Raw genomic sequence first — 22,066 nt, forward strand, 5'->3', positions numbered from 1 at the left:
TCTCTGGTGCGCTATACTGTTCTTTTGACATGAAAAAGCTCCCCTCACAGCAGCAGGTTTTATTATTTAACCTGTCTACTGTATGGGGAGCATATCATGACCCAGGGGTACAGCCTTTTTGTTAAAATATAAGAATTTATTAGTTTCACATTTATAAATAAACTTATATTTCACCGCGAAACGGGCTTTTGCCGCCATGGACGGCGACAGCCGTTTACGCTTGTTTATATGCTTGCCATTCGGTAAAGCGGCATGAGCGTCTCGTAAGTGGAGGAAGCCAGCGCGAGCAGCGCATCGCCGTCGCGGAGAATGGCATCATCCGCCTGCACATGGCGGCCGATTAGCAGCTCCGCCTTTTGAACGTCCCGGAAACGAATGAGTGCGTCTTTCCAATCCTGCTTCGACATGCCGCTGACCGCCGTAGACTCTTTCTTCATGTGGTCCAGTGACAGCACATAATCTTTTGGCACGGCAGCGATCACATCGTCGATTTGGTTCAGGAAGGCCGTAGCAATATTGGATTTGTTCGGCACTTCATAAATAAGCGCCAGCCATAAAAATAAGTGGTCGTCGAACAATCCAAGCTGGAAATGCGGGTGTGCTTTGTAGCCGCGTTTATTGCTGCAAATGGCGAGCCAAGTATCCTTAGGCGGGTTTACTTTGCGCCTTGCATGTCTGGCTACATGCAAATACATTTCATTGCCGGCGTGAACAGCTGCGTCGACGCTAAGCCGTTCGCCGATTGCGCGAAACTTGGGCTGAATTTGATTTTGAATGGCTGCCATTCTATCTTCAAGCCCTTCGATTCCAAAAACGTCGAAGTCGGCTTGCGTGAAGCCTGCCAGGGCGGCGGTCTGTGTTGTCATCGTATTGGTCTCCTTCAATAAAAGAATCATTGGTGCAATAATTTCAAATAAAAGATAGCGATTTGAGTTCGGTCACGAAGTTCAAGCTTATTTAATATTTCAGATATATAATTTTTGACCGTGCCTTCGCTTAAAAACATAGAGGCGGCAATTTCCTTGTTCGATTGGCCATCCGCGATCAGGCGAACGATTTGCCCCTCTGCTTGTGTAAGACCGGTAACCGTTACCGGTTTGACTGTATCGGCCCGAGGCGTTTCTAACATCCCGGCCAGCTTGCGGGCAATATCGGGGTGAATCAGCACTGAGCCCTCATGCACCGTCTTTATGCCGCTGATAATGCGGCTGGGAGGAACGTTTTTGAGTAAATAGCCGTTCGCTCCGTTACGGATCGCTTGTGCGATATACGCATCATCATCGAAGGTCGTTAAGAGGATGACGGCAGGGGGGTGGTCGAGTGCGCGCAGCAGTTTTGTGCCCTCCACGCCGTCACAGACCGGCATCCGAATATCCATAAGCACAACATCGACGGGATGCTGACGGACAAACGCTTCTGCTTCATGCCCATTCGCACATACGCCGGCGACATGCAAATCGTTATCCAGCTCCAAAATGACGTTCATGCTCTCTCGAATAAAAGGGTCATCATCCACTATCAACACTTGGATCATCAGCTCGAACATCTCCATTTCTAAACGCGCGCTATCTTCGTTAACCGCCAAGCAGCGGCAGCGTCGTCGTAACCGAGAACCGGTCGGATTTCTGCCACTCCAGCCGGCCCCCGATCAGTGCAATTCTCTCTCTCATGCCCTTCATGCCAAGACCTGCCTCTAGAGGCTCGCTTGGCAGGCTGCCATTATTAGCGATCGTAAGCGCGACGCTAGAGGCCAGGAATTCGAGATCAACCGCAATGGCTGTCGCCTTTCCGTGCCGAACGGCATTCGTAATCGCTTCTTGCGCATTCTTGAATAAGACAAGCTCCATACTTGGGTAAAGCGGCCTCGGGTTCCCTGTCACCCGGAAGCTTACGGTTATTCCTAATGCTGCAGCTGATTCTTCCACGAGCCGATCGAGCGCATATCTTCTGGCGTCCTTCCCGCCATCTGCCGCAAGCCTTCGCACCGTGCGGCGCATCAGCTCCATGCTGTCCTGCAGCTGATCGCGTATTTGCTCAACCGTTCTCCTTGCCTTTGACGCATCCGCATCGAATAAATGAAGAGCGGCTTCAGACATCATCTTTACACGAATCAGCCGGTGGCCCAGGTCATCATGAATATCTTTGGCGATGCGGTTCCGCTCTTCGATTTGCGCATTATACTCAACCTGCGAGGCATAATCCTGCATTCTGAGTCTCGCTGCGTCGAGCTCCGCATGGCTGGCGGCCAGCGCTTCATATAAGTCTTCTATTTGGTGGCACTTATCCTCGAACTCATTGGAAGCATAAAGAATGGCCGACATAGTGGCCCAGAGCACGGCGACGGCAAAAATAATATCCATGTCTCTGCCGTGCAAGCCTGAAAGTAAAGCCGCGAGTCCGATTGAGGACCAAAGGAGGCAGACAGCGGGTGCAGGCCTGCAGCGGAATATCGAAAGAAGCGTGGAGAACAGATAGAGAAACAGGACTTCGCCATACGTATAGGAAAACCAGGCGAAGCCGATCAACTCCGCAAGCAGAAAGAGATTGCTGTATTTAGGAAACATGGAGCCAACCTTTATTAGGAGCAGGGCAACCAGCACACAGCTCGTGTAAATGGCATAGGAGCCTGCGCTTACGTTCACGATGCTAATAATAGAAGGGACCGCCACCAGCAAAGCCCGAATCCGAAATAGCATGATATTCATGTCGATATAGCTCCCGCAGCTGAATTTGCTTCATTATAGCATAATGTTACATGGACGAACGATAATGAAGAGAGCTTTTCATCCAACTTTTGTGCTGCTGTTAACGCTTAAGGCAAGAGATGACTTTTGTCACCTTCAGAAGGTGACGAATGAGACCTGTACCGCTGTCCGCCATGACGTACAATTGGTTTATCAGAAACAAACCGGGAGGATGAGCATTGATGAGTCTGGTCAAATTTCGCGAGGTCGTCAAAAAATACGATACGGCATTAACGGTTAACCATCTTACATTAAATATCGGCGAAGGAGAAGTTTTTGGCTTGCTTGGTCCAAACGGCGCAGGCAAGAGCACGACAATCCATATGCTGTCAGGCTTGCTTGCGCCTAGCGGCGGCGACATATTGGTTGATGGCTACTCTATCCGGAAGCAGCCGCTAGAGGTGAAGAAGCGGATCGGCTTAGTTCCGCAGGAGCTGGCTATCTATGAAAACTTAACGACGAGGGAAAATGTAACTTTTTTTGCAAAGCTGTACGGCCTTAGAGGCTCGCTGCTCCGCGACCGCGTAGATGAAGCGCTGCAATTCGTCGGATTGCTGGAGCGGGCCAAGGATAAGCCGTCGACGTTCTCTGGCGGAATGAAGCGACGTCTCAATATCGCATGCGCCATCATGCACAGGCCAAAGCTTATTATCATGGATGAGCCTACGGTAGGAATCGACCCGCAGTCGCGGAATCATATTTTGGAATCGGTACGAACATTGAATAAACTGGGATCGACCGTTATTTACACGAGTCATTACATGGAAGAGGTTGAAGCGATTTGTACAAAAATCGGTATTCTTGATCAAGGCAAGCTGATCGCAAGCGGTACGAAGGAACAATTAAAGCGTCAGGTAGGGCAGGAAGAGAAGCTTGTTTTCGAGCTCGACCGGAAATCGGGAACTGCGCTTACTGAGATGGAGGAGCATCCTGGCGTGCAGAAACTGGATGAGCACGACAACGGCATGACGATTGAAGTGTCGGTGAAGGAATCGCCTTCCATTTTACAGGATTTATTATTTATTATTCAGAAGCACGGCATTAATCTTCGCAAACTGACGCGGGTAGAGCCGAATCTCGAGTCGCTCTTTCTGCAAATGACCGGGCGCAATTTGCGTGACGAATAGGAGGTGCTTACGATGCGTGCATGGTGGACGACTGCTTATTATGAGCTGATCAAATACAGCCGGATGCGTTCCGTACTTATCATATTGATTGGATTGCCATTATTGCTGATTTTGCTGCTTGGAAGCGCGTTTGATACGGAAATGAAGCCCGCTAAGGTCGCGCTTTACACTGCGGACCAGGGGGAAATGAGAGCAAGCATCGATTCGTTCTGGAACGATGAGGCCATTAAGCCCTTTATTAAGGTTCTTAAAGCCGAATCGGAGGGTGAAGTGCAGGACTTTGTGCGCGAAGGGATTGCCGATTACGGCGTGTTTATTCCAGCAGATTTCTCTAAGCGCATGCTTGCAGGTGAAACGGCGAAATGGTCAACGTATTCAGGACGATATGAAGAGAAAAATATTGCAGCGGATACTGTTGTAAACGGCTATATGGCAAAAGTGAATTTGCGGCTAGCGGCTATGGAGACGCTTGGACCAGAGCTTGCAGCAGCAGCCGATGTAGCGGATAGCCAGGCTGCGGCAGGTGAATCTCCCATTGCGACCCGTAATCTAGGGGCGGGGGATAGTCAAGAATTCGGCGAGACCTCTGCGATTCAATACTATTCAGCGGCCTACTTAATTATGTTCCTGCTTTATGGCGGCATGTCGGGGGCGCTTGCCTTGCTGAATCAGAGGGAGAGCGGCACGCTGCAGCGGATGTATGCCATTCCTGGCTCGTTTAGAGCGATCGTGTTCGGCATCATTGTTGGAGCAGTCATGCTTGCTGCACTGCAAGCGGTCGTAATCGTAGCGTTCACAGCCTATGTTTACGACGTAGAGTGGGGCAGCCATTTTGGATGGATTACACTGATTTGTCTGTTTACGACTGCGGCAGGGGAAGGGCTGGCGATCACGATTGCGTCATTCGCCCGAACTAGAAAAACAACGCAAACCTTGTTTACCATTATTGTATTCAGCATGACCTTTCTGAGCGGCGGAATGATGACCGGAATTGAAACGATGATTGGGGGTGCCGATAAACTAACCATAAATCATTGGGCTAATACCAGCCTCCGAGCGATCATGAGCGGTACGGACACATCGGCTGTATGGAGTGAAATCGGGATGCTTGGACTTATCGCATTCATACTTTCTATAATCGCAGTCGTCAGGCTGCCTAAGGTGGTGAGTCAGCATGCCTAGCTTGTTTATCGCGGCACAGCTCATACGCAGGACGATGGGATCCCGCCGCGGGTTAATTATGAACGTGATGCTCCCCGCAATCATTTTATCGATCATGACAGGGCTGTTCGCCAGCTTTGAAGGAGAAAAAGCGGTTATTGCCGTAAACAACGCGGATTCCGGCATATTAGGCGGCTACCTTGCTTCCTCATTAGAGCAGGAAAGTTTATACGAGATTCATTTGGAGCCGAACGTAACGGAGCAGGAGCTTAAGAACATGGTTATAGACGGGAAAGCAGATGCCGCCATCTGTATCCCTTCCGATTACTCGGAGGAATGGCTGGAAGGAGGCGTGTCCAAGGCGGTTCTCTACCGGATGAATGAGCAATTGTGGAATGCTTTGCTGGCAGCCATGCTGGAAACGGAAGGCAATAAGCTGGCTGCCTCAGTCGCTCTTGTTCAGAGCTCAGGAGCCGGTGCAGGAGCAGACATAACGAAGCTAACCGCTTTGCTTGAAGCGCAGGCGTCGCCGAAGGCTGTGGCGGAGAACGCCGGTATGAAGCTGGGCAATATCGTTTCCAATCCGATGATGATCGGTCTCATCTTGATGTTTCTTATGCTGCTCGTCAGCCAATCAATCGGCCTTGTGATGGAGGATAGGGAGCAGCGCACGATGGCTAGAATGTTCACCGCCCCGCTGCGCGCTATTGATATCGCCTTCGGCAATTTTATGGGCAGCATGCTTGTGGGTACCATTCAGCTCGTTATCGTTCTCGGCTTAACTTATTTCGTATTCGGCTATTCGCCGGGCATCTCTTTCGGACCGATGCTGCTTGTGCTGGAATTCTTTTTGCTGGCGGCCGTAGGCCTGGCAGCTGCGGTAGCGGGGCTTATACGCAACAGCACCCAGCTGTCTCATATCAACACCTTAATCATTACTCCGACCTGCATGATCAGCGGCTGCTTTTTCCCGCTATCTTTCCTGCCTGATTTTATGCAAAAGCTCGCTAATTTTACGCCGCAAAAATGGGCCATTGCAGCGATTGACCGTTTAGGCGGCGGGGGCAGCTTTAGAGATATCGGACTGCAGCTTCTAATATTGCTTCTATTCGCGGCCGTAATGATCGCCTTTGGATCGGCCGTGCTTAGACCGAACCGCACGAGCAAATTATGAACACTTCATTCGGTGCCAAAATCTGCTTGACTTCGATATCGTTATATTGTAAGTTTGTCAAAAGTTAACGATATTTTAACAGCGCCGACCAAGGCTATATTAGTCAGCAACCGTTTATAACAGAGAGGAAGCCCGCAGGCTGCAAGGCTTCTATGAACGATTGACTAATTCCTACCTTGCGAGCTGCAGCGGTATTGAAGAAGCAGCCGCTGCCGGAATTTTCGTTCCGTTATCAAATTGAGAGCTGTCCTGATGTTTTGGCGGCTGTATGAGGGTGGTACCACGAACGCATTCGTCCCTTACGAGTGCGTTCTTTTTGTTTTTCTACCGGAACCGGAATTTGAACAATCGGAGGGCAATCAATGATGAGACAGAGCCAACTATTCATGCCGACGCTGCGCGAAGCGCCATCGGATGCGGAAGCGGCCAGCCATAGGCTGATGCTGCGGGCAGGATTAATCAGACAGCTTGCGGCTGGCATCTATACTTATTTGCCGCTTGGTCGCCGCGTGCTCAGAAAGCTCGAGCAAATCGTGCGGGAGGAAATGGATCAAGCGGGCGCGCAAGAGGTGTTAATGCCAGCGTTGCAGCCGGCCGAACTGTGGCAGCAATCCAGCCGCTATGAAGTCTACGGGCCTGAGCTGATTCGGCTGCGCGATCGTCACGAACGGGAGTTTACGCTCGGTCCGACTCACGAAGAGGTGATTACCGCCTTAGTCCGCGGCGAGGTGAATTCTTACCGGCAGCTGCCGATGACGCTGTACCAGATTCAAACGAAGTTCCGCGACGAGAAGCGTCCCCGGTACGGCTTGCTGCGAGGCAGAGAATTTCTAATGAAGGATGCTTACTCCTTCGACGCGGACTGGGACGGTCTTCACCGCAGTTATATGAGCATGTATGAGGCCTATAACCGCATCTTTACGCGCTGCGGCCTCCATTGCCGCGCGGTAGAAGCGGATGCAGGGTCTATAGGAGGCGAAGGCGGGACGCATGAATTTATGGCGCTCGCCGATATCGGCGAAGATACAATAGCCGCATGTAATGCCTGCAGCTATGCGGCAAATCTTGAGAAAGCCGAGTACCGCATAGGGCATAAAGAAAATAACGGGCCGGCTTCGCAGAAGAAAGAGCTTGAACGTCTTCATACACCGGACATTAAAAAGGTGGACCAGCTTGTGGAGGCGTTTGGCCTAGGCGCGGACGCTTTTATGAAAACATTAATTTATACAGCCGACGGAAAGCCCGTTGCCGTCATCGTACGAGGCGATCATGAGGTAAATGAGATAAAGGTAAAGAATGCTTTGGCTGCAAACAATCTGGAGCTTGCGGATCAAGAGACGGCAGAGCGCGTAACCGGCGCGCCGACCGGCTTTGCCGGCCCGATCGGATTAAATATCCCTATCCTTGCAGACCATGCAGTACTGGCAATGGATGCGGGTATAGCGGGAGCCAACGAGAAGGACTATCACTTTGGCAGCGTAAACCCGGACGATCATTTGGCGAATGCGCAGGCAGGCGATTATCGCAATGCGATAGCCGGCGACTGCTGTCCGCGCTGCGGGCAAGGACGCTTGACGTTCCACCTCGGAATAGAGGTCGGCCATGTTTTTAAGCTTGGAACGAAGTACAGCGAAACGTTGAACGCTAAATTTCTGAACGGTTCGGGTACGGAGCAGCCATTAATTATGGGCTGCTACGGAATAGGTGTATCAAGGCTGCTTTCCGCCGTCGTTGAGCAGCATTCGGACAGCAACGGAATCATATGGCCGAAGTCGATTGCACCTTATCGCGTTCATGTCATTCCGGTGTCTGCGAAGGATCAGGCTCAAATGGATTTGGCGCTTCATATTGCGTCTAGACTTCAAGAGGCTGGGGTAGAGACGCTGCTGGATGACCGCGACGAGCGGCCAGGCGTCAAATTCAAGGATTCCGATCTCATCGGCATACCGATTCGCATCGTCGTAGGGAAGCATGCCGCTGAGGGTATTGTAGAGCTTAAGCTTAGGAATGAAGCAATTGTACAGAAGCTGGACTTAGAGGAAGCGATAGCGGCAGCGCTAAAATAGTAAGGAAGCAGACCGGAAATGGATAGCCAGCTATTATATTTTCCACTGCTGCCTATGGAATAATGAAGCAAAAAGGGAACGAGCCGTTATCATTTCGAGACGGCCGCGCCCTTTTTTAAGTTTAGCCGCTTATAATCGTAAAATTAGTCAATAATCCAAGTTGCCATTACATAAGATGGAGTATAAGATGAAGATAAGAACAAATTATCAGAACATTTCGTCAACTAAACTGAGGTAAGGGAGGGATTGCCGTGAATAAAAGCCATGAAGTCGAATACTGCAATTTGGAGCTGCGATTTGACCGCCGGCAAATCCAAAATCTCATCCGCGATCTTATTCAGGAGGGTTACTCCTTGTATTGGAGTGAGACAGAAGGGCAGTTCCTAGTATCCATTCGAACCGGCCGCAAGCTCGTCAAGCTTCAGTTCCAGCGAATGAAGAATCGCTATAAGATTGTCGGAGATTACATCATCAAAGACGAGAAATTATCAGAATTGATTGAAAAGTTGATCAATGACACACGTGGACATGCGGTAGTGAAGCGCATTAAAGATCGTCAAATCGTCATTGAGAGTATTATGTTCGGTGAGATTATACGACTCGTGGAGGTGTCCGGTATGGAACATCGGATTATTTATCAGAAGAAGCCTTTTGTTACAATAGAAGAAATGATTAGAGCGTTTCAGTCGAAGCGCGCCGAGGAACGAGCCGTCGTACTGCGCTATGAGCTGGATTATGAGCTGTCGATGCTGTTTGATGCGCTGCAAGGCAACGATGAGGAAGCGGTTGCTGAATCTAAAGAACGGCTGATTGCACTTCGTTCAGAAATGCTGCAACTAGAGCTTTGATGATAGACGCTGATCCCGCTATGAAAACCTAAAAACGATCAAAAGCTGTGAAGCACCTACAGCCTTTGATCGTTTTTAGGTTGCGCTTAATGTGTGAAAACAGGCGGCATTTCTGTCATTCATGTTAGGTTTTCGTACATATATAAGATATTCTTTGTGAATCGGTCAATAATTCTGATGCCTTTAAAACGACATTTTTCCTCTTAGATAGTTTTCTTCTTGTCATAAAAAGAGTAAAATAAAACTATTGTGGCCCAAAATAGACGATGAAGGATGGAAGAACCAGATGTCAAAACAGCAAATTGGTGTAATTGGATTGGCCGTAATGGGTAAAAACCTTGCCCTTAACATTGAGAGCAGAGGCTTTACAGTTTCCGTATTTAACCGCTCCCGTGAAAAGACGGACGATCTTGTTAAAGAAGCAGCAGGCAAAAACCTTGTACCAACTTATACGATTGAAGAATTCGTACAATCGCTTGAAGTGCCGCGCAAAATTTTGATCATGGTTCAAGCAGGTGCGGGAACAGACGCTACAATCGATTCCCTCGTTCCTCATTTGGCTGAAGGCGACATCATCATTGATGGCGGTAACGCTTATTTCCCTGATACAGTGCGTCGCAGCAAAGATCTTGAAGCTAAAGGCTTCCGCTTCATCGGTACTGGCGTTTCCGGCGGCGAAGAGGGCGCTTTGAAAGGACCTTCGATCATGCCAGGCGGCCAAAAATCCGCTTACGAGCTTGTTGAACCGATTCTTACTTCAATCTCCGCAAAAGTAGGCGATGACGCTTGCTGCACGTATATCGGACCTGACGGCGCTGGCCACTATGTGAAAATGGTACATAACGGAATTGAGTACGGCGATATGCAGCTGATTTGCGAAGCATACGACCTGCTCAAAAACGTTCTTGACGTTAGTGCTGAAGAGCTTCACGAAATTTTCTCCGAGTGGAACAAAGGCGAGCTGGACAGCTACCTTATCGAGATCACAAGAGACATCTTCTCGAAATACGATCCTGAGACTGGCAAGCCTATGGTTGATGTTATCCTTGATTCCGCTGGTCAAAAAGGAACTGGAAAATGGACAAGCCAAAGCTCGCTCGATCTTGGCGTTCCGCTTTCAATCATTACAGAATCCGTATTTACCCGCTTCTTGTCTGCTATGAAAGAAGAGCGCGTTGCTGCAAGCAAAGTGCTTAACGGGCCTGCGAAAACGCCTTTCCAAGGCGACAAAGCAGCATTTATCGAAGCTGTGCGCAAAGCGTTGTTCGCAAGTAAAATTTGCTCGTACGCACAAGGCTTCGCTCAAATGCGTGCAGCTTCCGAAGAATACAACTGGGATCTTAACTACGGCGAAATCGCAATGATCTTCCGCGGCGGCTGCATTATCCGTGCTCGCTTCCTGCAAAACATCAAAGATGCTTACGACCGTGATCCTAACCTGCGCAACCTGTTGCTGGATCCTTACTTCCAAAACATCGTAGAGTCCTACCAAGGCGCATGGCGCGAAGTAATTGCTTTAGCTGTTACAAACGGAGTACCGGTTCCTGCTTTCGCAAGCGCGATCGCTTATTTCGACAGCTACCGTACAGAGCGTCTGCCTGCGAACCTGCTTCAAGCGCAACGCGACTACTTCGGCGCACACACGTTCAAACGTTTGGACAAAGAAGGCTCTTTCCACTTCAACTGGATGCAATCTTAATTAGGGAAGCCGGTTAGAGCATCGGCTTGCGGGGATTGTCCTGATTCAATCCAAAGGCTGCTTGACGCAGCCAATCGCGAAGCCGATCTGCCTCTTGAGCGCTGTAATGTCTGCGATGAATGAGTGACATGGCTGCTTCGGCAAAGAAAAGAAAATTTTGCATTAAGCGTGGCTGCGAAAGATCCAGTAAGGCGGGATCTTCGTCAGCCACCTTTTTTTTAATAAATTCAAGCATCCAAATGACATCAGAGCGACAGAGTGGATGAGCAGGATCGAGGATGCGATTGATACGTTTCTCAGTCGGGTGGGTTGCGGACAAATGAAGATCACTGGTCACCGTTAACTTCACTCCTATCCTTGATTAAACATTATTATCATCCATACGGCATTAGCAACTTTTTTATACCCTACAATTACAAAAAAATGATATGATGTTGAAGAAAAAATGGTTTAGCAAGAACGAAAAGGGTGAAACGGTTACGATGGAAAGGCAGCAATTGAAGAAATTAGTGCTAATCGGGTTTATGGGAACCGGCAAGTCAACCGTCAGCAGGCTGTTATCCGAGAAGCTGGGCTGGAAGCGGGTCGATGGCGATGAGGAAATCGAAAGGCTTGAAAACAAGCGGATTTCTGACATTTTCGCGGACGATGGGGAAGCGGGCTTTCGGGTAATTGAAACCAAGGTGCTTGAATCGATTTTGGCAAATGAAGAGTGTGCCGTTGTAGCTACAGGCGGTGGTGCCGTACTAAGCGCGGTAAACCGGGAGCTCATGTTGAAAAACGGCTATGTCGTCGCGCTGAAGGCAAGTCCGGAGCAAATTATTGCTCGGGTGAAGTCGGACACGGAGCGTCCCTTGCTGCAAGGCGATGCGGTGGAGAGGGTTACTCTGCTGCTTGCGCAGCGCAAGCATGCTTACGATTTTGCGCATCTTACGATCGATACTACTAATATGTCAGCAGAAGAGGTCGTTGCGGCCATATTGGAACAATGGGTTATTCAGCAATAACCGGAGTTATCATCACTCTGACCGGCCGCTCGGGCGGTTAAAGAGTATATATTATTGTTAAGGGAGATCATACGAACTATGGACGTAATCGTAACACCGACACCAAGGCTTGAAGGCGAACTACAAGCGCTTTCTTCGAAAAACTATACAACCCGCTACCTGTTGGTAGCCGCTCTCGCGGAAGGGACGAGCACGATTTATTATCCTGCCCATAGCGAGGACAGCGATGCGATGCGTCGTTGCATCCGCGATCTAGGTGCGATTGTAGATGAGGATGAAGAGAAGATCGTCATTACCGGCTTTGGCCGTCATCCGAAGCCAGTCGATCAGCTTGATGTGGGCAATGCAGGTGCTGTATTAAGGTTTTTGATGGCTATTGCTGCGTTGTGCCCGGACGTAACTTTCATTAACCGTTATCCCGATTCACTTGGGAAGCGTCCGCACAGCGATTTGATTGAAACGTTAACAGCGATGGGCGTGTCCATCGATCACAATGATGGTAAGCTTCCTATTCGCATGAAAGGCGGCGCTCCTAAAGGCGGAAAAATTCAAGTATCAGGAAACATAAGCTCGCAATTTTTGAGCGCGCTCCTGTTTCTGACTCCTCTATTAGAAGAGGATAGTGAAATCGAAGTGCTGCATGACTTGAAATCGAAGGTTGTAGTCGGTCAAACGCTTGAAGTATTGGAGCAAGCCGGCATCGTTATTCATGCGGATGAAGATTACATGCGGTTCCGTGTTCCTGGCGGTCAAAGCTATGCTGCTAAAACTTATTCCGTACAAGGGGACTACCCTGGCTCCGCAGCCATTCTAGCAGCTGCTGCCGTAACCGAATCGGACGTCATCGTGCACCGTCTGGAAGTGAAGAGCAAGCAAGGCGAACGCGCCGTTGTTGATGTATTGAAGATGATGGAGGTTCCGCTTACGCATGAGAAAGGGATCGTTCATGTGAAAGGAAACGGAAAGCTGAAAGCTGTTGAGTTCGATGGCGACCATGCAACGGATGCAGTACTTGCGATGGTTGCGGCGGCTGTTTTTGCCGAGGGGACTTCCCGTTTCTATAATGTAGAAAATCTGCGCTACAAAGAATGCGACCGGATTACCGATTATTTGAATGAGTTGCGCAAAGCAGGCGCGAACGTAGAAGAGCTTCAGGCTGAGATCATCGTACATGGCCGTCCGGAGGGCGTAGAAGGCGGTGTGGAGATTAATGCACATTACGATCATCGCGTAATCATGGCATTGACGATCGTTGGCTTGCGCGCGAAACAGCCAATCCGCATTCGCGACGCTCATCACGTAGCGAAATCTTATCCGATATATTTCGATCATTTGAAAGCATTGGGTGCAAATGTCGAGTGGGTTGAAGACTAAATGTAGAAAGACGCTATTGTTTTTGTTCAAAAAATAATGATTGAGGTGTTATGATGGCATTTGAGAATCCTACTCGTGAGCAGATTAAGGGTATTTTAGAGAGAAGCACAACAGTGGCCGTTGTCGGCTTGTCAGACAATCCCGAACGGGTGTCGTATATGGTATCCGAGGCCATGCAAGCGAAGGGCTATACGATTATTCCTGTCAATCCTAACGCCGATACCATATTGGGACAAAAAAGCTACGCGTCGCTTAAAGATATTCCCGTACCAGTTGACATCGTTAATGTATTCCGCAGAAGCGAGTATACGCCTCCGGCAGCAGAGGAAGCGGTCGCTATTGGCGCCAAGACCTTTTGGCTCCAGCTTGGCATAACAAACGAGGAAGCGGCAGCTATCGCGGCTGCAGGCGGCTTGGAAGTCATAATGGACCGTTGTATTAAGGTTGAGGATTCTATCCTGCTTCCTGGAGGAAAATCCAAAACATAACTGTTATAAAAAAAGGGTCACTCCTACACAATAAGAAGGCTTCAAGAGCGAGTGCCGAAATTGCTTTCCGTATGGACAACGAAAGCGAAGCGGGCGGCATTCACTTGAAGACATTATGATTGTAATCCAAGGAGGACACGACGTGAATCAATTTTCGCAACAACCGGGTAATTTCCAAGGTCAACAGGGATTCCAAAACCAAGGCTCGCAATTTCAGCCTATCGGCAATGTGCAATCTCACTACCAAGGACAGCTCAGCCAACCGACTTTTGGCAGACAAACGAATTCAATTGTTTCGAACGAGCCAAGCGGTTATCAAGCGTTTAATTCCTATAACCAAGGTACACAACAATATGCACCTACAGGTTATTCGAATATGACTAATCCGGCAGGTACGAACAATTCATTCATTTCGCATCAACCGGTTCAAAGCTACGCTCAATCACCAGCAATGGCGTTTGGAAGCTTTGGTCCTGTTATCTCGCACGTTGGCTTTCAAGCTGGTCAAGATAGTCAACAAGGCCGTCAACAATCTTTCAATCAGACTTCCGCAGCAAACTATGGCTTACAAAATGCACAGTTTGCAGCATCTAATTTTGGCGGTTTTAACCAATCAAATGCACAAAGCGGTTATGGCATGACACCGACTCAATCGTATACAGCTTCGCAAAACCCAGTATTGCAAGCAACAAATACTTACCAACAGGCAGGACCGGTTATTTCTCATTTAGGCGGCTTCACAGCATCAAATGCACAAAACCAGTCTTACTATGGCGGCAATCGTTAACATCGAAAAGAAATAAGTGAAAAGAACCATCAACAACGGCGGGCCTTTAAGGCTCGTCGTTTTATTTTGACAAAATCGTAGCAAACGCTTAACATCGATATAGATATATTGAACTAATTATTGACGAATTCAGGAGTCAGTTTTGCAGCGCAAAACAAAAGGAGGTGCGAGATGGTTTTCATAGGAAGCCTGCAGCAGCTCGGCAGAGCGTTTATGCTACCGATGATTGTATTGCCAGGAGCCGCTATTTTTTTAAGCTTGAGCAAGCTGCCATGGGCGTACATAGGACTGCCAATCATGGAAGGTTATTTATTAGCAGCAAGCGAAACGATTTTTACGTTTTTACCATATATCTTTGCGCTGGGCATATCGCTTGGATTAACTGGGAATGCGCTTGCAGCAGGTATGGCAGCGCTTGTTGGTATGTTTATTTACAGCGGGATCACAGGGTCAGTTGAAGTTCAGATTGAACCGACCGTACTTATCGGCACTCTTATCGGAATTATGGCTGGTGTAAGCCATGAACGATTCAAAAACCTCCGATTGCCGGAATACATACAATTTTTTGGCGGTCCCAGGTTCGTTCCGTTATTCGTGAGCTTTATTTCCTTATTATTCTCGATAGGGATGACAAAGATAGCTCCTTATTTGCAACAGCTGCTCATTGAGCTAGGCGATATTATTGCATCGGGTGGCGGCTTCGGTGTGTTCTTATATGGATTTGTACACCGAATCTTAGTTGTGTTCGGATTACATCATCTAGTTAGCCATGTATTTTGGTTTCAAATAGGCGGCTTTGAGACAGCATCCGGCGAGCTGGTTTACGGTGACCTGCCGCGTTTCTTTGCAGGAGATCCGTCAGCCGGGGTGTTCATGGCTGGTTTGTATCCGACGATGATGTTTGCCTTGCCTGCCATAGCACTTGCGATTATTCATGAAGCGCGCGAGGATTTAAAGCCGAAAATTCAGAAAACGTTTCTTTATGCCGCGCTCGCATCTTTCTTAACAGGCGTAACAGAGCCGGTTGAGTTCGCATTTTTGTTCGTGGCTCCGTATTTATATGTCGTACATGCTATATTGTCTGGTATTATCATGTGGGTTACCTATGAGCTCGGCATTAAGCATGGTTTCTCATTTTCGGCCGGGGCAATAGACTTTGTCATTAATGAGCATTTGGCGACTCGGGGCTGGCTCATCATACCGATCGGGATCGTCGTCGGATTTATTTATTACTTCTTGTTTCGCTGGGCGATTCGGAGATTTCGAATTCCGACTCCAGGTCGTGAGGAAGGCTCGCAGCTTGACGAATGGGCAGGCGACATTCCTTATCGCGCACCGCTTATTTTGCAAGCCATCGGCGGGAAACAAAATATAGAAAAGATGGAATCCTGTATTACAAGACTGCGGCTTAAAGTATCCAACGATAAGCTGCTCGATATAAATGCACTTCGCAATCTAGGCGCAGCAGGCGTTATAAAGCTGGGAGGCGGACATGTTCAGGTCGTATTTGGCACCTACTCTGAGCTTATCCGTGAAGCAATGGTCAAGACCATCCATCGCGATCAAGCCCAAGTTTTGTTCCACTCGCCAATGCAAGGACGAATGATTCCGCTTAATGAGGTGCCTGATCCGATATTCGCAGGAAAGCTTGTTGGACAAGGGGTCGCATTCATCCCCGACAAAGGAGAGCTTGTTTCTCCGGTTAAAGGTAAAGTCATTCATATTTATCCGACCATGCATGCGATCGGCATTCTTACTCCTGAAGGGCTCGAGGTACTTCTTCATATTGGGATCGACACCTCGAAGCTGGCAGGCAAAGCTTATTTTAATGCAGTTGTTAAAGAAGGCGACGAAGTCACGCCAGGCATGCTGCTCGTAAAGTTTGATCTGCAGCGCGTCCGGAGAGAAAGCAAATCGCTTGCTACGCCGATGATCATTACGAATTCCGATCTTGTGCACTCGTGGCGGTTTGCGCCGTTTAAAGCAGTGAAAAAAGGGCAGTCCTCAGTAATGTCTGTTGTACTTAAAGAGAGAAATGGTGGAGGGGAAACACAATGATTAAAGGAATAGGAGCGTCAGCAGGCATAGCGATTGGGAGATCGTTTGTGCTTCCGAATTGGGAATGGGAGTTACCGGAGCAAAAAATTGATGTAGCTGATTTTGCCCGCGAGTTCGAACGTGTATACGAAGGCATTCGTACCTCTAAATCGGAAATCGAGCAGATTAAGGATGAGCTGCGCGATGTTGTCGGTTCGGAGGAAACACATATTTTCGATGCTCATATAGCCATTTTGGACGATCCTGTCTTTATGAATGAAATACAAGGCATCATCCAACGCCAGTATAAAGCGGCTGAGGTAGCCGTTAAGGAAGCGATCGATCATTTTGTTACGATGTTTGATTTGCTTGATGATGAGTATATGAAGGAACGAGCGCTTGACATTAAGGATGTAGGCAACCGCTTGCTGAAGCATCTGCTTGGCGCACCGGAAATTACGCTGCCTTCGGATACACAGCCTTTTATTTTGATCGCGAAGGAGCTTTCGCCTTCTCAGCTCGCACATATTAATCCGCAGCATGTGCTTGGCATTGTGACGCTTGCAGGAAGCACGACCTCGCATTCGGCTATCATGGCACGGGCGCTCGGCGTACCGCTCGTTGTAGGCGTTGAGACGAAGCTGGAGGAGCCGATTCAAACCGGTCAAACGATTATTATCGATGGCAGCGATGGAACGGTATTTATTGAACCTGTGCAGCAAATCATTGATGCCTATACAGAGCTGCACAATGCTCAATCGGAAGCGAAAAAAAGGCTGCATGGCATTGCAGGCCATCGTCCTGTAACGCCGGATGGTAAGAGATTGGAGCTTGCCGCTAACATTAGTTCCTTTAAGGAGCTAGAAATTGCTTTGTCGAGCGGGGCGCACGGCGTTGGCTTGTTCCGAACCGAGTTTTTGTACATGGATCGCAATCGGTTCCCGAGGGAAGAGGAGCAATTCGAGGTATACCGCAGCGTTGCCGAGAAGCTCGGAGGCGAGCCGCTCGTTATTCGGACGCTTGATGTCGGAGGCGACAAACAGCTTGATTATTTTGAGTTGCCCGAAGAGGACAATCCTTTCCTTGGCTATAGAGCGATCCGGATTTCGTTAGACCGGCAGGATTTATTTAAAACGCAGCTGCGCGCAATATTGCGTGCAAGCCATTACGGTCAGGTGAAGCTGATGTATCCGTTAATCTCATCTGTAGACGAGGTGCGTGCCGCAAATGCGGTATTGGATGAAGCGAAGCGTGAGCTTGAGGAAGCTGGCCACCCTTATGATAAAGGGATTAAGATAGGGATTATGATCGAGGTGCCCGCAGCTGTCATGATTGCGGATTTGCTTGCAGAAGAGGTCGATTTCTTCAGCATAGGAACGAATGATTTGGTTCAGTTCACGTTAGCAGTCGATCGGATGAACGAAGAAATATCTCATTTGTATGAGCCCTATCATCCTGCTTTGATCCGGATGCTGCGAATGACGGTTGAAGCGGCCAAACGTGCCGGAATATCCGTCGGCGTGTGCGGGGAGCTTGCGGGTGATTTAAGAGCGCTGCCGATTTGGCTTAGCTTGGACGTGGATGAAATCAGTATGTCATCGCACTCCATTTTGCAAGTAAAGGAAAGACTGCTTTGTACTTCCCAGGATGAGAGCAGAGAGGTATTTCAGCAGCTGCAAGCCTGCCGCACAAGCACCGAAGTAATAGAACAATTAAATGCCTTTATGCAGCGCATAGACAAAAAAACAGCGAATGGTTAACCCATTCGCTGTACTAATGCATCCACAAATGCTCTTGCATAGGGAGGAAGATCTGGCGGGCGACGCGCGGAGATGAGATTTCCGTCCACAACGACGGCTTCATCGTACCATGTTGCGCCTGCGTTTTCCATGTCGTCACGTATGCCGGGTGTTGAGGTTACTTTGCGGCCCTCTAAAATTTTCGCCGAAATGAGCACCCAGCCAGCATGGCAGATCTGACCAATCGGCTTATCCGCTGCATTTAACTCTTGCACGAGCTGCAATACTTTCGGGTAGCGGCGCAGCTTATCGGGTGCCCAGCCGCCTGGAACCAATAAACCGATAATGTCCTCGCTGTTCACTTCATCGAATGACAAATCGGCCACTGCAGGCACGCCATATTTGCCGATATGCTTTTTACCTTTCTCAGGACCAGCATACAGAACGGTCGCACCGGCTTCGCGAGCACGATATACGGGATACCATAGCTCCAAATCCTCAAACTCGTCGTCAAGCAAGCAGATGACGGTTTTGTTTTGTAATGACATATTTTCCCCTCCATCTATTAAAGATCTCTATTATTGTAACGAAGGAGACACAATGAAGCAAACAGATCCTTTATCAAGCTCATTTTCATATTTAAGATTACTGCGATTTTTGCCGGCAGTCACTTGGATGGCCATTATATTTATACTATCTTCGAGAACTAGCGATGAGATCAGTACATTGCTGCCATTCTTTCAAAAGTTTCTTCCCATTATGGAAGATTTCAATTGGGGCCATTTTGTTTCTTATTTCGTTCTGGCAGCAACGCTTGATTATGGAATCGGAAGCAAGGGAGACCGGTTCTGGATGAAGGTTATCATCGTGCTAATCTGCGGCCTATATGGAATAACCGACGAATTTCATCAATCCTTTGTAGGCGGAAGAATGCCAGACCCGCTGGATGTGCGCAATGATCTAATCGGGGCAGCGCTATGGACAACATTGGCAGCATTGCCGCCGATACGAAAAGTTTGGAGAAAAGCGGCGCTTTAAATGGAAGCATCTGGAGACTCGAAAATATGGTTTCAGTAGTAAAAATTACATGGCTGACTAAGCAGGAATTCGTGCGAAAATGGTCGAATAATTTATTTATTGTAACTCTGAAAGCAATGTTTAGCAGCGATAGCTGCTATTAAGAAGGAGTGGACCACTTTGCATAAGCGGTGTCATTGTGGTGACATCATGAAGATGAAACTGCGCACAGTTATTTATTCGGGGAAGGTCGAGATTGATAACGTACCCATTTTTTCCTGTACAAGCTGCAACCGCAGTGAGGTGTTTCCGGAGGTAAAGCCGGATTTAACCGGATTAATCGCACAACTCGGAGCTCAACCAGATAAGCAAACATTTCTTTTTAATGAATGTAACGAATGGGCGAATTTGTTAGTGGAAGCGAAAGCGGAGAAGGTACAGGCGGACCAACCCGCGTTCGAGAGATTGATCGAGCAGCGAATTAACGAGCTGCTTGATTTGTATTTGCTTGCTCAATCTCTTAACGACGAGGCTTGGATTACGGATATCAATAAGAGACTTGAGCAAATTAGTCGTCGCACGCTACTTACATAGCTGCTCGGATTTACGTTTTTACTGAAGCGAGAACCCTCAAGCGAGGGTTCTTTTTTATTCAAGAGAAACCGCCTGCCGAGAAATTTTTTCTATAGGCTGTGAGTATGTTCGACAGCTTATGCATAAGCCGGAGCTGCAGCACTCCGTTTGCGGAATGCTTCAAGCATTTCTGGTCAAGTAAGTATTATACAGTTTACCCATAATTAACCTGACAAACAATGCAGGCCATTATCTATTGTTGCGCATTGAAAAATCAATGAAAGCTCGGAATATCACGGTTTTTGACGTCTTTTGCTTTGCGTTGCCAATCCCTTTATGCTATGATTACGTTAATATGTGGCGTACGTAATTTAAAAATCTGAGCTAATGGAGAGAACCACTGTGACGGTAACCATTTATGATGTAGCAAGAGAAGCGGGAGTGTCGATGGCTACGGTTTCACGGGTTGTAAATAACAATCCCAATGTGAAGCCGGCAACACGCAAGAAGGTATATGAAGCAATAGAGCGACTAGGGTATCGTCCGAATGCCGTGGCAAGGGGCTTGGCTAGCAAGAAAACGACTACGGTTGGAGTTGTTATTCCCGACATTTCAAATGCTATTTTTGCCGAGGTAGCACGTGGAATTGAGGATATTGCGAATATGTATCATTATAATATTATTTTGTGTAATGCGGATAAGAAAAAAGACAAAGAAATCCGCGTTATCAACACCCTTCTGGAGAAGCAGGTTGATGGTCTGCTCTTTATGGGCGGGGCAGTTACAGAAGAGCATTTGCAAGCTTTCAAGACGGCAAATGTTCCAATCGTGCTTTGCGCGACTTCCGATGAAAGCGGTCAGATTCCTTCTGTGGACATTAACCATGAGGATGCCGCCTTCGATGCCGTTCAGAAGCTGCTTGATCAAGGCCATAAACGAATTGCGATGATCAGCGGTACGCTGCAGGATCCTTCGATTGGCTATGCAAGATTCCAAGGCTATAAGCGTGCGCTTGAAGGCGCCGGCATTGCCTACGATGATTCTTTAGTCCGCATCGGTAACTATCGTTATGAGTCAGGTGCAGATGCGATGAAATATTTTATAGAGCTGGACGAGCGTCCTACGGCCGTCTTTTCCGCTACTGATGAAATGGCGATTGGCGCGATTCACAGCATTCAGGATTCCGGTTTGAAGGTTCCTGAAGATATTTCCGTAATTAGCGTTGATAATAGCCGGATGGCATCGATGGTTCGCCCTCAGCTTACAGCAGTAGCTCAACCGATGTATGATATCGGCGCTGTTTCCATGCGTTTGCTGACGAAGCTGATGAAAAAAGAAAATGTAGATCAATCCAAAGTAGTACTGCCGCATGAAATCGTTGTGCGTCAATCGGTTGGAGGAATATAAAAGAAATGTCGTTTAACAAAATAGGGATTATTGGCGCTATGGCGGAAGAAATTGAACTGCTGCATGAGCATGTGAACGTAGCGTCTCAGGTGACGAAGGCGGGCATTACCTACTATGAAGGCACGCTTCATGGTAAATCGATCATTTATTGCAAATCAGGCGTAGGTAAAGTTAATGCTGCCGTCTGCACGCAAATATTGCTTGATCTTGGAGCTGATTGCGTCCTGTTTACTGGAGTAGCGGGAGCAGTTGATCCTCAGCTGAACATCGGCGATATCGTCGTTTCTACAAGCTGCATACAGCATGATATGGATTGCTCGCCGCTCGGCTTTGCCCGTGGAACGATTCCGTTTCACCCGAGATCGGAGTTTCCTGCTGATGATATTTTAATCGGGCTCGCTTCAGCAGCAAGCGAACGACTATTCTCAGGACGCAGTATTAAGGGCAAAGTGCTGTCAGGCGATCAATTTATTGCTAGCCGTGAGACGGTACAGCTGCTTCATGAGACATTGCAAGGGGCATGTGCGGAGATGGAAGGCGCTTCGGTAGCACAAGTATGTGATATGAATGAAACGCCATTTGTCATTATCCGTTCGATGTCGGACAAGGCAGATGGTTCGGCTCATGTAAATTTCTCGGAGTTTACAGTAACAGCCTCTAACCATTCCTACCAAATTATTGATGATATCGTTCAACATATTTAAATACGCGGTATGGAAAGAACCAGCTCCGATGCATGTATCGGAGTTGGTTCTTTTTTGTTATGCGACGATGATTCGAACATGTTCTGCTTAGCGGTAGGATTTTAGATTTCGCCC

At 48.2% G+C, this 22,066-nt stretch carries 21 protein-coding genes; 16 read left to right on the plus strand and 5 right to left on the minus strand.

Going from position 1 to position 22,066, the window contains the following annotated elements:
• Nucleotides 1-224: 224 nt before the first annotated feature.
• From ASG81_RS17040 to ASG81_RS17050, 3 genes are read right to left on the minus strand one after another with little or no spacing between them, the layout of a single operon-like run.
• The gene (locus ASG81_RS17040; protein WP_056636614.1) at nucleotides 225-866 is read right to left on the minus strand and encodes a DUF1054 domain-containing protein; all 642 of its coding nucleotides are present in this window, start codon (nucleotides 864-866) and stop codon (nucleotides 225-227) included.
• A gap of 26 nt (nucleotides 867-892) precedes the next feature.
• A complete protein-coding gene (locus tag ASG81_RS17045) occupies nucleotides 893-1,534 on the minus strand; it encodes a response regulator transcription factor (RefSeq protein WP_056636616.1) in 642 nt (213 codons plus the stop codon).
• A gap of 40 nt (nucleotides 1,535-1,574) precedes the next feature.
• Nucleotides 1,575-2,705 carry a sensor histidine kinase gene (locus tag ASG81_RS17050; RefSeq protein WP_056636618.1) on the minus strand — a complete coding sequence of 377 codons (1,131 nt, stop codon included), beginning with the start codon at nucleotides 2,703-2,705 and terminating at the stop codon, nucleotides 1,575-1,577.
• Nucleotides 2,706-2,926: 221 nt separating this feature from the next.
• Between ASG81_RS17050 and ASG81_RS17055 the strand changes: the two genes are divergently transcribed.
• From ASG81_RS17055 to gndA, 6 genes are all read left to right on the plus strand, one after another.
• The gene (locus ASG81_RS17055) at nucleotides 2,927-3,871 is read left to right on the plus strand and encodes an ABC transporter ATP-binding protein (RefSeq protein ID WP_056636620.1); all 945 of its coding nucleotides are present in this window, start codon (nucleotides 2,927-2,929) and stop codon (nucleotides 3,869-3,871) included.
• A 12-nt stretch (nucleotides 3,872-3,883) separates the two neighbouring features.
• The gene (locus tag ASG81_RS17060; RefSeq protein WP_056636621.1) at nucleotides 3,884-5,053 is read left to right on the plus strand and encodes an ABC transporter permease; all 1,170 of its coding nucleotides are present in this window, start codon (nucleotides 3,884-3,886) and stop codon (nucleotides 5,051-5,053) included.
• Nucleotides 5,046-6,206 carry an ABC transporter permease gene (locus tag ASG81_RS17065; protein ID WP_056636623.1) on the plus strand — a complete coding sequence of 387 codons (1,161 nt, stop codon included), beginning with the start codon at nucleotides 5,046-5,048 and terminating at the stop codon, nucleotides 6,204-6,206. Before ASG81_RS17060 ends, ASG81_RS17065 begins: the two co-directional genes overlap by 8 nt.
• Nucleotides 6,207-6,571: 365 nt before the next feature.
• Entirely contained in the window at nucleotides 6,572-8,272 is a 1,701-nt protein-coding gene (locus ASG81_RS17070) for a proline--tRNA ligase (RefSeq protein ID WP_056636692.1), read from the plus strand.
• A 251-nt stretch (nucleotides 8,273-8,523) separates the two neighbouring features.
• Nucleotides 8,524-9,120, plus strand: coding sequence for a hypothetical protein (locus ASG81_RS17075; RefSeq protein ID WP_056636626.1), 597 nt, complete (start codon nucleotides 8,524-8,526; stop codon nucleotides 9,118-9,120).
• A 286-nt stretch (nucleotides 9,121-9,406) separates the two neighbouring features.
• The gene (gene gndA, locus ASG81_RS17080) at nucleotides 9,407-10,819 is read left to right on the plus strand and encodes an NADP-dependent phosphogluconate dehydrogenase (protein ID WP_056636628.1); all 1,413 of its coding nucleotides are present in this window, start codon (nucleotides 9,407-9,409) and stop codon (nucleotides 10,817-10,819) included.
• A 13-nt stretch (nucleotides 10,820-10,832) separates the two neighbouring features.
• Here the strand turns inward: gndA and ASG81_RS17085 are convergent, their stop codons facing one another.
• Nucleotides 10,833-11,156: a hypothetical protein gene (locus ASG81_RS17085; RefSeq protein ID WP_056636629.1), complete on the minus strand. Its 324-nt coding sequence runs from the start codon at nucleotides 11,154-11,156 to the stop codon at nucleotides 10,833-10,835.
• Nucleotides 11,157-11,301: 145 nt separating this feature from the next.
• On the opposite strand from ASG81_RS17085, the gene ASG81_RS17090 reads away from it, so the two are divergent.
• The 6 genes from ASG81_RS17090 to ptsP all read left to right on the plus strand — a co-directional run bounded on the left by ASG81_RS17090 (nucleotide 11,302) and on the right by ptsP (nucleotide 18,272).
• Entirely contained in the window at nucleotides 11,302-11,826 is a 525-nt protein-coding gene (locus ASG81_RS17090) for a shikimate kinase (RefSeq protein WP_056636694.1), read from the plus strand.
• Between the two features lie 78 nt (nucleotides 11,827-11,904).
• Complete coding sequence (gene aroA / locus ASG81_RS17095; protein WP_056636631.1) at nucleotides 11,905-13,200, plus strand: 3-phosphoshikimate 1-carboxyvinyltransferase; 1,296 nt, start codon at nucleotides 11,905-11,907, stop codon at nucleotides 13,198-13,200.
• 53 nt (nucleotides 13,201-13,253) lie between these two features.
• Nucleotides 13,254-13,688: a CoA-binding protein gene (locus ASG81_RS17100; protein ID WP_056636633.1), complete on the plus strand. Its 435-nt coding sequence runs from the start codon at nucleotides 13,254-13,256 to the stop codon at nucleotides 13,686-13,688.
• Nucleotides 13,689-13,830: 142 nt separating this feature from the next.
• A complete protein-coding gene (locus tag ASG81_RS17105) occupies nucleotides 13,831-14,475 on the plus strand; it encodes a hypothetical protein (protein WP_056636635.1) in 645 nt (214 codons plus the stop codon).
• Between the two features lie 171 nt (nucleotides 14,476-14,646).
• A complete protein-coding gene (locus tag ASG81_RS17110) occupies nucleotides 14,647-16,533 on the plus strand; it encodes a glucose PTS transporter subunit IIA (protein WP_056636637.1) in 1,887 nt (628 codons plus the stop codon).
• Complete coding sequence (gene ptsP, locus ASG81_RS17115; protein WP_056636639.1) at nucleotides 16,530-18,272, plus strand: phosphoenolpyruvate--protein phosphotransferase; 1,743 nt, start codon at nucleotides 16,530-16,532, stop codon at nucleotides 18,270-18,272. Before ASG81_RS17110 ends, ptsP begins: the two co-directional genes overlap by 4 nt.
• Here ptsP and ASG81_RS17120 read toward each other — a convergent pair.
• Nucleotides 18,269-18,799, minus strand: coding sequence for a type 1 glutamine amidotransferase domain-containing protein (locus ASG81_RS17120; RefSeq protein ID WP_056636642.1), 531 nt, complete (start codon nucleotides 18,797-18,799; stop codon nucleotides 18,269-18,271). The two genes, ptsP and ASG81_RS17120, sit on opposite strands and share 4 nt — an antisense overlap.
• A 52-nt stretch (nucleotides 18,800-18,851) precedes the next feature.
• Between ASG81_RS17120 and ASG81_RS17125 the strand changes: the two genes are divergently transcribed.
• From ASG81_RS17125 to ASG81_RS17140, 4 genes are all read left to right on the plus strand, one after another.
• Nucleotides 18,852-19,289: a VanZ family protein gene (locus tag ASG81_RS17125; RefSeq protein ID WP_056636644.1), complete on the plus strand. Its 438-nt coding sequence runs from the start codon at nucleotides 18,852-18,854 to the stop codon at nucleotides 19,287-19,289.
• A gap of 159 nt (nucleotides 19,290-19,448) precedes the next feature.
• Nucleotides 19,449-19,862, plus strand: coding sequence for a hypothetical protein (locus tag ASG81_RS17130; RefSeq protein WP_056636645.1), 414 nt, complete (start codon nucleotides 19,449-19,451; stop codon nucleotides 19,860-19,862).
• Between the two features lie 381 nt (nucleotides 19,863-20,243).
• The gene (gene ccpA, locus ASG81_RS17135) at nucleotides 20,244-21,248 is read left to right on the plus strand and encodes a catabolite control protein A (protein WP_056636647.1); all 1,005 of its coding nucleotides are present in this window, start codon (nucleotides 20,244-20,246) and stop codon (nucleotides 21,246-21,248) included.
• A 5-nt stretch (nucleotides 21,249-21,253) separates the two neighbouring features.
• Entirely contained in the window at nucleotides 21,254-21,952 is a 699-nt protein-coding gene (locus tag ASG81_RS17140; protein WP_056636649.1) for a 5'-methylthioadenosine/adenosylhomocysteine nucleosidase, read from the plus strand.
• The last annotated feature ends 114 nt before the right edge of the window (nucleotides 21,953-22,066 follow it).

The sequence above is a fragment of the Paenibacillus sp. Soil522 genome, assembly GCF_001428245.1.
GTDB lineage: Bacteria > Bacillota > Bacilli > Paenibacillales > Paenibacillaceae > Pristimantibacillus.